The sequence below is a fragment of the Schlesneria paludicola DSM 18645 genome (assembly GCF_000255655.1).
Taxonomy (GTDB): Bacteria; Planctomycetota; Planctomycetia; order Planctomycetales; family Planctomycetaceae; genus Schlesneria; species Schlesneria paludicola.
The window spans coordinates 939955-952145 of record NZ_JH636434.1; the positions used below are offsets into that span (position 1 = coordinate 939955).

Genomic DNA, 12191 nt, shown 5'->3' on the forward strand with positions numbered 1-12191 from the left:
CACGGCGTGTTTTGCGCCCCGAATGCACCCATGAAGCGATCCAAAGCGTGGCATCAATAGCGGTCGCGTGGACGCACAGTTGAATTCATCAGATCAATTCGCGGATCGGTTGGCCCTGTCCGAGAATAGGAACAGGGCGTCCCGAGAAATCCAGGAATGAGAACTGGGTGTCGATTCCCAAATGTCGATAGATCGTGGCGAGCATGTCGTAGGGCGTGTAAGGACTTGCGATCGGGAATTCGGCTTTGGAGTTCGTTGCGCCGACCACTTGCCCCATCCGTAATCCACCTCCGGAAAACAGCGCTGTATAAGCATCGGGCCAGTGATCGCGGCCAGCTCCCGTACTGTTCGTTGCAATGCGCGGTGTGCGTCCAAACTCGCCGACCACGACAACCATGATCTTTCGGTCGAGCCCACGTGCGAAGATGTCCTCGATCAATGTCGCCAGCGCATCGTCAAGATAGGGTAACCGCGTGCGCATGTAACCGGCAAAGTGACCCTGGCGACCGGCGTTGCCATTGTGGTCGTCCCAGTTGGTAAAGTCGGGCCCGCTCTTGGGAGTGTCGATATAGAGCGTCACGACCGCGGTCCCCGCCTCAGCCATGCGACGAGCCAAAAGACATCCTTGGCCCCACAGATTCCGACCGTAGCGGTCTCGCAGCGATGGATCTTCACGCTGCAAATCAAATGCTTCGGCCAGTCGCGGGCTCGTCAGCATCTGAAACGCCAGATCGCGAAACTGTCCGGTTCCGTCCAGGCTGCCCGCGAGATCCAGGTTTCCCCGAAGCCGGTCGAGCTCTCCCAGCAACTGCTTTCGGTCGTCGAGCCCCTGTCCCACCAGTTTCGCGCTCAGTTTCAACGCAGGTGGCGTGTACGTCAGAGGCGACGGGTCTCCGACCTCAAATGGTCCATGATTCACGCCCAGGTACGCTGGCTGTGTCATATACAATTTCTGCGGAATCGCCACATAGGGGGGCATTGAATTCGCGCCCATTCCCCTGACACGGCTGGCCACGCTCCCAAAGTCCGGGTGATCGCTTTTGGACTGAGAAGTCGGGTCGAGTCGCCGTGGTCGCTTTCCCGTGAGGACAATGATGCCGCCGTCACTGTGAATCCCAATGTCATGGTGCAGCGATCGAACCAGCGAGAACTTGTCGGCGATCTGGGCCTGACGAGGAAAGAGTTCGCAAATGTCCATTCCCGCGACATTTGTCGAAATAGGATTGAACATGCTGCGATACGTCGTGGGTGCCGCAGGTTTCAGATCGTATGTCTCCAACTGAGATGGTCCGCCATGCAAATAGAGCATAATGACCGACGTATCGGGAAACGATTTTCCGGCTGCGGCCCGCGCGGTCAGGACTTGACTGAGTGACAGATTTCCGAGCGCCAGTGCACCGACTTTCAGAAATTCACGGCGTGGTCGCGGTCCCTGACAATTTAACGTCATCGGCGATGCCCCTACAGTGCGTTCGTCGCATCAACGGATATTGAATTGTGTCGTACTTTGGCGAGAGACGCCAGTCCAATTGGATTGTTTGGGATGGGGTGAGCGAGAAAGTGGGGGGAAGAGCACGTATCTCCGCGAGGCACGGTTAAACACGGTTAAACGAAGACGACGCGGCGGAATGAAGATGGCGGTCAGCGAATCCAGGATGTCGCGGTTCGACGAAGACGAAACATCCGCTACATCCGTTAAATCTTGCCCGTTGCCATTTGACAACAATCGAAATCTGGCAAACGACGGCTTCGCTTAGAGAACTGAAGCCTAATCTTTATGAGAGGTCTCGGCGGATGCGCATGTCCGCGCGGTGAGTCCCGATTTTTTGGTTGCCCCGACATGCCCCAGAATCGTTGAAGCGGAATTGGGGTTATTGATCGTCAGAATTGGACTCGATTTGACTTCATGTCTTGATCCCCAATACCTTGTGGTGGTTGTATGAGTAGCGTTCTTGAAGAACCGCGGATGGAAACGCCTCTTGAATCGGTGGACCACGGTCCCGATCCCGCTGTCTTAACGGACAAGGTGCCCGAACACCTGCGGGCGCCACGTGTCCTGGCAGGGATGACGCTCGTTCTGGGCCTCGTCTATGCCGTCTGTTGCTCGCGGCCCATTTGGCATACGGATGTCTGGGGGCACCTCAGCTACGGGCGATACATCTGGGAAACCGGATCAATTCCCGCGACGGAACCGCTTTTGCCGCTCGCCAAGGGAATGCCCTTTGTCGATACGGCCTGGTTGAGCCAATTGATTGGTTACGCAGCGGTCAGCTCTCAACGCCTCCATTTGGCCGGGCTTCAAGGATTGTACGCATTAGCGATCACCGGATGCGCTGGATTGCTGGCGTGGCGGTCGTATCGACAAACGCGAAACGGCTGGTTCTCATTGATGTCCGTCGGAACATTTCTATTCGTGGCTTCGATCCCGCTCACGGTGCTAAGACCGCAATTGGCCGGATTGTGTTGCTTTGTCTTTTTGCTGACGCGACTGGCGGGACGTACCCTAAATCGTTCCGACTGGCTCGTGATTCCAGTGGTCTTTGCACTGTGGGCAAACCTGCATGCCTCGTTTATCGTCGGATTGGGACTGATGCTCATGTTCTGCGTCGGCCGTGCTGCCGACGTGCTCCGTCACACCGGATCGATCAGGACCGCACTCAAGGATGCTCGAGTTCAGCGGTTGTTCCTGCTGACCGAATTGGCGGCAGTCGCCGTCCTGGTGAATCCTTACACGTTGGAACTGTACGTCGAAACGTTTCGATTTTCCGGCAACGAAAATTTGCAGGACCTGACCGAATGGCATCCATTGACGCTACGTGACGGCCAGGGGCAGATGTTCGCGGTCGTCGCCCTCTTATTGACGCTCGTGTACCGACTGTCACCTCGTCGAGTTCGCCTGTGGGAACCACTGGCGCTGATTGTTCTCGGCGTCGCGACGTTGTGGAGCAACCGAATGATGGTCTGGTGGGCGCCGGTTGCCGCGCTCTTGCTGGCACAACATGCCTTCGCCACTTGGCGAGCCTGGCAACATGCCCCCTTAGTGCCCCCTGCCCCACCGACGGCAGGCAAATGGTCATTCGTGTCGCTCGGGCTGGTTTGGATTTTTTTTATGATCAGCCCCTTTGGGGTGGCGATCATCCACGGAAAGCACATTGATCCCAGCCGCAGCTTGTCAAAGTTTACGCCGCGGTTTGCCGCCGAAGTCTTGACCAAACGCCCCCCTGAAGGGTTGGTCTTCAATACCTATGAATGGGGCGACTACCTGCAATGGGCGGGCCCTCGTTCGATGCAATTGTTCGTGAACTCGCACGCTCATCTGGTGCCGCGCGATGTGTGGCTGGCCTATATGCAGGTCATCGAACTCAGAAGCGGATGGGAAGAAACGCTCGATCGCTACGGCATTAACACCGTCGTCGTCGATCTCGAGAATCGTGAACCGCTGGTCAAGAAGCTGAAAGAAGACGAGCGATGGCAGTTTCCACCTGAAGAGCAGGATGGCCAAGTAATCTTCCGACGGAAAAAGCCGATTCGTTCCAGTGTCGCAATCCTTCCGGCAGAGCCGACTGCGCCCGCCGATGCGGGTATGGCATCTCAGCCCGACGCACACTGATTGGTCCATCGCCTCTTCAACTAAAGGTCGATCATGAAAGTCCGACAGATTTCCACGCTGACAATCTGGTCCGTGCAGGCGGTGGTCGCTGTTGCACTGGTAGCTTCGTACGCAGGTGGTGCCGTCGAAACCCGGCACCGGATTCAAAGTGAACTCACCCGCTCGTCCTCTGTACCTCCAGTCGTGATTCCGCGAACGATACCACTGGTGATCGAGCCTCTTTACGACGATCCTGAAGTTGTGAGTGATGAAGAACTGGCGGCGGTCCTCGCGAAAATCCAGCCGCGATTCTGGTCAAAAGAGGACCCGACACGCCCGGTTCCTGGTTTGAAACCGAACTATGTCGAGCATGCACTGCGCACCTGGTGGATTCGGGCTCGCTTTGAAGATCCACAGATGATGTCGGGCGAGGCGCTCAAGGATTACCTTGTTGATCACGGCAAATGGTTGGCCGCATGGAGCGGCTGGAAACGAAAGACCGCGCCATCATTGCTTGAAGAGACCACCGATGGCGTCTCCGTTCGCTGGGGTAAAGAGGAAGGGACGTCCGTTCATCACGATCACTGGCTGGCCTGTCTGACCGAAGCAGGCGTTTCATTGCATGAGCCGGTGTTCACACCTCATGCACGCAAGCAGGTTGCCGATGTTTTGCAAGAAGCACTTCGCGATTTTCGCCTGGACGAAACGGAAGTGGAATGGTCTGCGATGGCATTCGGGTTCTGGATTGCACCACAGCGGGAATGGATGACGCGAACGGGCAGAACCGTCTCGTTCGACATGCTCGCCGAACGCTTGATGCGAGGACACAAGCGGTTCGGCGTCTGTGCGGGAACGCATCGACTCTATTCGCTGATGGTCCTGATCCGGCTTGACGACGACTTTGATATTTTGTCCGACGACATGCGCGAACAGGGAATGAACCATCTCCGCAGCGTACGTGACCTGATCACCGTCAGTCAGTTCGAAGACGGGCATTGGCCAACAAACTGGTCAGAAGGAGCGGACGCTCTGCTGAATCCCGTGGATGATCCACTCTTCAAGAAGGTCATTGCAACCGGCCATCACCTGGAATGGCTTGCAATTGCACCGACGGAACTACATCCACCTCGGGATTTGATTTTGAAGGCAGCGGATTGGGTCATCAAAACGACGGCCGCACAATCCGACCAGGACATCGCTGATCGTTACACCTTCTTCAGTCATGTCGGTAACGCCCTGGCACTCTGGCGGCAGACTCATCCTGCCGATTTTTGGATGAAGTGGCAGGCCGACCATCCCGAGCCAACGCGACCGCAAGCGTCAGTGAACCCGTAACGAAGCGAATCATCGCATCGAAGTGGGCTCACGCTGGTCCGCTTCGTGCTTGAACAATCCTCGCACTTTGAATTCTAGTTGGATACCGATAGATCCAGAGAAACGGGGATGCTCGATCGATTCGAGGTATCCGTCGCCACCACGGTCAATGTTCGTGGTGCGATGCTTACACCCGTTCCAATTGTGCGGAACGTGACGGATCTCAACGCTTCTCGATAATGACCGACGTAACTCTCGCCCGTCAAAGTGAGAATTCCCGTTGTCGAATTGAAAGATCCAGAAATTCCAAATTGAGTTTTGAACGTCAGGATGTCGTGGGTGGCATAGTAACCGGCTGAAATCTTGACCGTCAGTGACGAAAGGTTCATGCTATCGGGATCAGTAATCAAGGCCTGACTGAAGATATCGAGCGGTGCCGCATTCGCTCGAACACTGAGTGACGCCGAGTCATTGATCTGAACCAATGGAGGCTGCATAGCCTTCGTGACAGTCACATTTTCTGCCACAGACACTGTTGTCTTTCCGTCGTTCAGGCTGATTTTGACACCACGAGTCGTCGTAATCGGATTCCCAGCAACGTCTTGGTATGTCACTGATCTTAGAAGCGTTTGATAGGCGGTTCCTGAAGCCGCTCCTGTCATTGTCAGCGTTGCTGTTCGTGCGGCGAGGTTCTGTACAAAGGAATGCTGTAATCCAACGCTGTTGTTGAAGGCGAGACGGTCTTCGCCCTGCCAGTTTGTAAAGGTCACCGTCGCGTTCTGAACGTTGACGCCGACGGGTGCTGTGACAACGAGATTGGGGGCGAGTGCGACCGGGCCCGCCCCCTGAATGAAGCCCACGACTGGCGTCGCTCCAGTCAGATAGCGAACGACTCCGATGCTTGTCGCTGCTGTGACATTTTGTGAGCCATCATTCACACCAATTGTTGCAATCCGAGCAGGAGCCGTATTCGGGTTTCCTGCAACGTCTTGGTAGGTCACTGACCTCAGTAACGTTTGATAGGCCGCAGCAGTCGCGGCACCCATAATTGTTAAAGTGGCCGTGTTTGTCGAGAAATCTTGAGTGAACGAGTGCTGTAGCGACTGGCTATTGAAGAACGCGAGTCGATCCTCGGGTTGCCACCCGCTAAACGTCACAGTCGCACTCTGGATCTTCAGGCCGTCGGGTTGAGTCACCACAATATTGGGCGAGATCGCCTGAGCTGGACCTGGACTCACGAAGGTGGCTGTTGGGCTGACCGCGGTGAGCATCGGCGCCGCGGACAGCAACTGACGTGATTCGAGCAACTCGATCATCGCCGATTGCGGTGCCGCGACGCGGCGACGTGCCACGCGCGAATCGCAGGGAGCCAGCTGTCGACAGAGCTTCGCCAACCAGATTTGCTTTGGCATTGAGTATGACTTTTCTTAAAAGAGCGCCTAGGAAGAATGTCATCGGCACGGTGACGCGGAAAGAGGGCCGCCACATCAGACGCAACTAAAGACAGTAACGCTTCTATCGTGTAAAAGACAACAAGTCTTTTTATGTTTTTGATCGCTTATTACACAAAAACAGCGTCGCGCAACACGCAACAAACACTGCAATAAAGACTTATGCTGCCGATGCATCGCGTTTCAGAATTACGAAAAAGACGTAACGCGGATGATGTTTGCAGAAGCCTTGGCGAGAATGCTGGCTGACACGAGTGGATTCAAGGACGGCGCCGGGATCAACGGGTTCTGATCAAAAGCAGTGCAGAACGTTCAATGCGAGATTCGCTCTGTACGATCTGCCAATTGAGATTGCCGTTCACAGCCCAGAGTGAGAGGGCCAGGCACATTTTCCCGATCCATGGAAGTCCCCAGTGCTTCGACTTGAGCATTCCTTCCGTGTGCCGCGGGAAATGAGGCAGTCCCCGGACTATCGACGATCACTTCCATCCAACGTGGAGGTGGAGGCGTGAATTGTTCATCTGGAACAAAATCGGCGATCAATCGCGTGCGAATGCAATGACGACGTTTACTTCTTACTCAGATCCACTTTGAGTGTTTCCAAGTCTTCGTCATTCATTCGCTGCGCCGTGGATTTCAGCATCATCAGGAAGTGTTCAATTCCTTCCGGTTCGGATGCGCTAGGGAACCCCATGTTTTGACCGTCGGCTTGGTTCGAGTTGACCAGCACGTTGCCATCGGCATCGAGGATGGCAGTCCAGGGAATGCCCCCCTCCGCGCTCTTTCGAATCGGCTTCATGACTAGCGCGACGTCCTGCCATCGCTCATCCATCTTGATCCAGATGTAGTCTTTCTCCCAAATTGAGCGGTGCTTGTTGAGAAAGCGGGACAGCGACCAGCACGGACCACACCAGGTCGCCGTCTGCTGCACAATCACCCGTTTATTCTCGCGCTGGGCCTGTTCGAGCGCGTCGGTCAGCAGCTGTTTCGCATCCACCTTCGACGGGACGTGGCGCTGTAGAAAAGCGTGAAGCTTGGCAGAGTCTACGACGGCGGGATCGCCTGTAGACAGCTCATCGCCTCGAGCGGTTCCCAGGACTTCTCCTTGATCGTTGGCAATCAAAAGTAGGGGTGAACCGTCTACGGGAAGTTTGAGATCGAGATTTGTCGCCAGTTCTTGTGCTGCCTCGAGTTTCTCGTCAGTCAATGGGACCGCGATTGCCCGAAACTCGTGTGTCAACTTCCGGACCTCGTTATCGTCATAGTAGGCCACGTACAACGATTTAGTTGCCGGGCGATTGGGATCGGCAAAGACGACCAATATGTGTTGATGCGACAGTTTCGCGTCGACAAGAGCACTGTGATATCGTTCGGTGCCCGATTGCGGTTTTTGAAATGCCGTCTCAATTCGTTGCTCCAGAGTCGGCGGCTTGTAGGGTTCCACGGGCGGTTTTAGTAGTAAGTCGCCCAGATCTTTGGGCTCTGACGATTTGGGGATGATTTCGGTGATTCCCTGCCAGGATCGACCGTTTTCCGCTTCGAGCGATAGGTGGTACTTGGCCCCAACAACCATTCCGGAAAATGTCACTCGCCCGTCCTCCCGCGTGATGCCATGCCCACCATAGGACGTCATAAATGGTGCGTTTTTCTCTCCCATGTGAACATGAACGCCATATTGAATTTTGCTCCCAACGGGTAATGGCTGACCTTGATGATCGAGAATACGGGCGGAATACGTTGCCGTGGGTGAGATTTTGATCGTCCCCTCCATATCATCGGGTCCGATTTCGATCAGTCCCGCCAGACTTCGATCTTTGTTGCGTGCGTAGAATGCAGAACGAAATAGCCCGCGGGTCAGATGAAAGCGACCATCGCTGTCTGTCGTCGCACCAATCGATCGGCCAAATTCGGAATGAGCAACAATTTCGACCGTCGCGTTCTCGACGGGTGTCTCTGATTCACCCGTGACGACTCGTCCCCGGTAGGAACCTTTGTCAGGCCGTTCGGAGTGAAAGTTAAATTCGTGCGGCGTCCGGTCTTTGATTTCGAACTTTGCGACCTTGTGCTGTTCAGGGCCACGAATATCAAATTGTCCGGTGCTCAACTGCATCTCGTACTGGCCATCCGCATCTGTCGTCGTCGCATGAACCGTCATCGGGCAAACCCAGGTATTTTCGTTGTCCGGATTGGGGAACGCTGCGTCTTGGAATTGATGCAGGTCCTTCCCGTACTGGTAAAACTGGATCTGTTGGCCTTTGACGGGTTGAGCATTGGGGCCGATCGTGACACGGCCGAACACACGTGTCGAAGGTTTCAGTTCAAGATTCATTTCGGTCAGTGGCTTGCCGGGATAAACCAATATGCCGTCGCGTGCCCCCTTGAGTGTCTGGTCGGCCGTTGTTGCGACGAGGAGATAAATCTGGTGAGGAAAGACACTGAGTGTGTACGATCCGTCAGGACCAGATTTCGCGGAGACGCGGCACTGATCATGGAAATAGTCGGCCCCCGTGGCGGAAATCGTGGCACCGATGACGGGTTGCCCGTCTTCACTCGTCACTTTGCCGGTAATCATGACGGGCTTCTGCAGGATGACGTCCAGCTTGCCGTCCGGGGACTTCTTGGGATCATGAATCACGCGCCGACGGATATGTTTTCGTGAATCATGCCAGAACTGCGTTAATCCTTTCCCCGTTGTCTCGTTTGGCATCCAATCGAACACGGCGACGCCCTCCTGATTCGTCGTCTCGCGGCCGAAATTTTGGAACATCGACAAATTGAGTTCGGCCAAAGGGTCTCCTGGCTTTCGCAGCAGCCAAGGGTAAAACTGCACGCCCGACACAGGTTGTCCGTCTTCGTCGCGGACATTTAGGGTGATCGTACGGGCTCCGGTAAGTTTTAGTCGGACGTGCCCTTCAGGCTGTTCTGGTTGTTTGCGATCCGGTTCAGAATAGGCACGAGTGTCAAGGTAGGAAATATAGTCAACCCCCTTTCCGCGTGCCGCGGCAAAGATATGGCCGACGAGCTTCCCTTCCGTCAGCGAGAATTCGACCTTTCCTTCGGCATCGCTGTGAGCGACGAGCGCGCTGCTACGGGAATCAAATGACGCTCCAACGGTGGCCCCCACAACGGGTGAATCGGCTTCATCAACAACCTCAACGATCACCTTTTTGAGCGGCTTCACAACCAGTTCGGCCACGGGAACTGTTTTCGCCGGTGGATTCCAACTTGGCGCGAATCGCCAACTGACCTGGTGCTGGGTGGCTGGATCTGTTGCGAGGATACTTAATCCATAGGGCGCGTTGAATTCCGTTCGAACGCGAAAACATCCTTCACCGTCAGAAAGCATAAAAGTGCTCTGGTAACCGCTTCGGATCTCAATTCGAGCCTTGCTGATGGGGTGACCATTCTGGTCATGAACCGATCCGGTAATCGTCGTCAAGACAACGGATTCTCGGGGGATATCCGGACTGTTTTGCGCTCTTTTCGACGCGACGACCAGGACTCCGTGAGAGTCATGCAGATCGAGCGCCCCATCGTCGACGGGAAGAAGCGGCGTGAGGATCTCGTTCAGCAAATCACGCAGCTTGACGCCCTTCCCCACATATCCGGGCAGGTGGCTCCACTCGATTCGACTCCGCATGAATGACATTTCGTCGAATCGTATCGGAATCTGATAACCCTCGACCAAAGACGTCAGGATTTCGGTGAATGACACACCTTCCGGAAACTCCCGTGAGATCGGTTCATCCAACGCCTCATCGATCCGGCTTGGACGGCCCTCCGCCTGCGGCTTGCCGCCACCGATCGCCATTGGAGGTAGCGGGGGAAGCGTATTCTGCGCGACGACCTGCGAATGATCCGAGTTGGGCGGCTTCGATTCGCTCCGACCTGGCAGGATCGTGACGATGAGGACGATCGCTGCGAACATCCCCAGTGCGAAGCACCAGGCGCGAGGGTGACTTACGGGGTGGCGTCGCCTTTGTGAATCAAGAATGGATCGGACTCGGGCTTCGACCAGGCTGTGCTTGGCCATGGCCACCACATGGGTTGGCAATAGCTGTGCACTTCGGCGAAGGCCAGCTGCGATCTCGACGAGATGGCTCGCATAGTCGCATGGCAATTCACCGCTCAGCAGAACCGCATCGTCGCAGGCGTGCTCGCATTCAATCCGCAATCGCGACATCGCGTACCAGCCGAGGGGATGGAACCAGGTGGGAATGAGGCAGACACGGCCGATGAGCTGCCATAACACATCGCCTCGTCGAACATGCATCAATTCATGAGCGATGACGACTTTCAATCGTTCAGTTGTCCACTGTCCGGATCCCGTAGGAAGCACCAGCACCGGCCGCCGAAGCCCCGTCACGAATGGAACGAGTGTTTCCGGTGAGATCACCATTTGAATCGGAGAGGCGATCGACAGATGTCGACAAAGCTCACAGCACAGGTCGACCTCTCGCCCCACCTCAAGAGGAATCGCATTTCGCAGCCAGCGGGACACGTGCCGGAGTGAGACGGCAAGTAAAATGCCGCTCACGGCCGCACCCGCCAGCCATATCCAGCAGGCAACGGTCAGTAACGCACGTCGCGAGAGGATCTGCCACGCGCCTCTGTTCGTGATCGAAACGGAGGACGCTTGGGCCCGTTCCCTCTCCGGCTTCGTGGTGATACTCGTTCCGACTTTGTCCAATCGAGGCGGGTTGGCAGCATCGCTTTGCATCGAAACGTCGTGTCCATCATCGACGAGAATTCTTGATGCGGCGTTCGGCCCAACCGAATCAACTGCGCTCCGACGTTCGCTACGCTCGGATTGTTCGGCATCTGGGGCTTCATTTGGAACAATGCGATTCAGAATCGAGGACGGGGATCCAGCAGGGATCGACGGGAGATTCCACGTTGTCCACCGCGGAGTCGGAAGTGTGGAAATCAAGATCGGCGCCACAAGCACCGCCACCATCGACAGTCCCCACAGCCGGTGTCGAATCGCCGCCGAACCTCGTCGTCCCAGAACGACCGCGATGCACGTTGCCAACCAAATACAGGTCGATGAAACGGCGAGCATCACGAGCAGAAAGGGGAGCAAATCGCCAAGGAATCCCAGGATCGTTGACATCAACCATTCTCCTGCCGAGTTTTTTCGATCAGTTGTTTCATACGATCAAGATCATCCGTGGTGAGTTGTCCTGCAGACAAATCGAGAAGTGTCGCAAGTGCGGCAGTCGGCTCCCCGCTAAAAAACGTGCGCAGCAGTTGATGAAATGCCGAACGGCGTGCCGTTTCTCGGGAAGTCGCGGGGCGATAGAGATACCGCTTTCCCTCGTGCCGTTGTCGCAGAATCTTCTTTTCGACCAGGATCGACAGCATCGCGCGCACCGACGAGTAACTCGGCGGGTCGGTCAGTTCCGCGAGCACCTGAGCCACACTGGCCTCTCCCAGGCGATAGACCGCCTCGACGAGCTGCCGCTCACGCTTTCCCAGTTCCAATGGAGACGGTCCCGTCATCTGGACATTTCCTTTGCCACAAGCTCTCGCCCATCGAAATCATTTGAAGCGTACACGCGGAACGTTTGGCCCTAACGCGAACGCCGCCTTTCGCAGCAACACATGCTAACCACGTAGCACATGCTAATTCAATAGCACATTATTGAAGACTCGCCCCGTCGTTCAAAAGACAACGAACGCGAGCTCGACCTATGTCATTTCCGTAATGACCGTAGCCTTGGCAGATCCTCGTGGTTATCCACATCAGTCATCATGATGGCGGCGAACATGGCGTTGACGCGTCCGTGGACTGAGTTCCAAATCCACACGAACCAGAGAAAACGAGACGCATGTCG

6 protein-coding genes are annotated in these 12191 nt (G+C 55.7%); 2 read left to right on the forward strand and 4 right to left on the reverse strand.

Annotation, left to right across the window (positions count from 1 at the left end):
- Window positions 1-88 precede the first annotated feature (88 nt).
- On the reverse strand, window positions 89-1450 hold the full coding sequence (locus tag OSO_RS0104530) for a DUF1501 domain-containing protein (protein ID WP_010582319.1): 1362 nt from the start codon (window positions 1448-1450) through the stop codon (window positions 89-91).
- Window positions 1451-1966: 516 nt separating this feature from the next.
- Here OSO_RS0104530 and OSO_RS0104535 point away from each other — a divergent pair.
- Window positions 1967-3610, forward strand: coding sequence for a hypothetical protein (locus tag OSO_RS0104535; protein WP_010582320.1), 1644 nt, complete (start codon window positions 1967-1969; stop codon window positions 3608-3610).
- Between the two features lie 33 nt (window positions 3611-3643).
- Window positions 3644-4924 (forward strand): hypothetical protein, encoded by a 1281-nt coding sequence (locus OSO_RS0104540; RefSeq protein ID WP_010582321.1) that lies wholly within the window; start codon window positions 3644-3646, stop codon window positions 4922-4924.
- 74 nt (window positions 4925-4998) lie between these two features.
- Here the strand turns inward: OSO_RS0104540 and OSO_RS0104545 are convergent, their stop codons facing one another.
- The 3 genes from OSO_RS0104545 to OSO_RS0104565 all read right to left on the reverse strand — a co-directional run bounded on the left by OSO_RS0104545 (window position 4999) and on the right by OSO_RS0104565 (window position 11856).
- Window positions 4999-6315, reverse strand: coding sequence for a hypothetical protein (locus tag OSO_RS0104545; RefSeq protein ID WP_010582322.1), 1317 nt, complete (start codon window positions 6313-6315; stop codon window positions 4999-5001).
- A 607-nt stretch (window positions 6316-6922) separates the two neighbouring features.
- Window positions 6923-11467, reverse strand: a complete 4545-nt coding sequence (locus OSO_RS0104560) for a M56 family metallopeptidase (protein WP_010582323.1) — start codon at window positions 11465-11467, stop codon at window positions 6923-6925.
- Entirely contained in the window at window positions 11467-11856 is a 390-nt protein-coding gene (locus OSO_RS0104565; RefSeq protein WP_010582324.1) for a BlaI/MecI/CopY family transcriptional regulator, read from the reverse strand. Before OSO_RS0104565 ends, OSO_RS0104560 begins: the two co-directional genes overlap by 1 nt.
- Window positions 11857-12191 lie beyond the last annotated feature (335 nt).

What these genes read in the sequence shown, in the direction of transcription:
- OSO_RS0104560 (WP_010582323.1), bottom strand. Translation starts at nt 11,467, where the DNA reads ATGTCAACGATCCTGGGATTCCTTGGCGATTTGCTCCCCTTTCTGCTC.
- OSO_RS0104545 (WP_010582322.1), bottom strand. Translation starts at nt 6,315, where the DNA reads ATGCCAAAGCAAATCTGGTTGGCGAAGCTCTGTCGACAGCTGGCTCCC.
- OSO_RS0104535 (WP_010582320.1), top strand. Translation starts at nt 1,967, where the DNA reads ATGGAAACGCCTCTTGAATCGGTGGACCACGGTCCCGATCCCGCTGTC.
- OSO_RS0104540 (WP_010582321.1), top strand. Translation starts at nt 3,644, where the DNA reads ATGAAAGTCCGACAGATTTCCACGCTGACAATCTGGTCCGTGCAGGCG.
- OSO_RS0104530 (WP_010582319.1), bottom strand. Translation starts at nt 1,450, where the DNA reads ATGACGTTAAATTGTCAGGGACCGCGACCACGCCGTGAATTTCTGAAA.
- OSO_RS0104565 (WP_010582324.1), bottom strand. Translation starts at nt 11,856, where the DNA reads ATGACGGGACCGTCTCCATTGGAACTGGGAAAGCGTGAGCGGCAGCTC.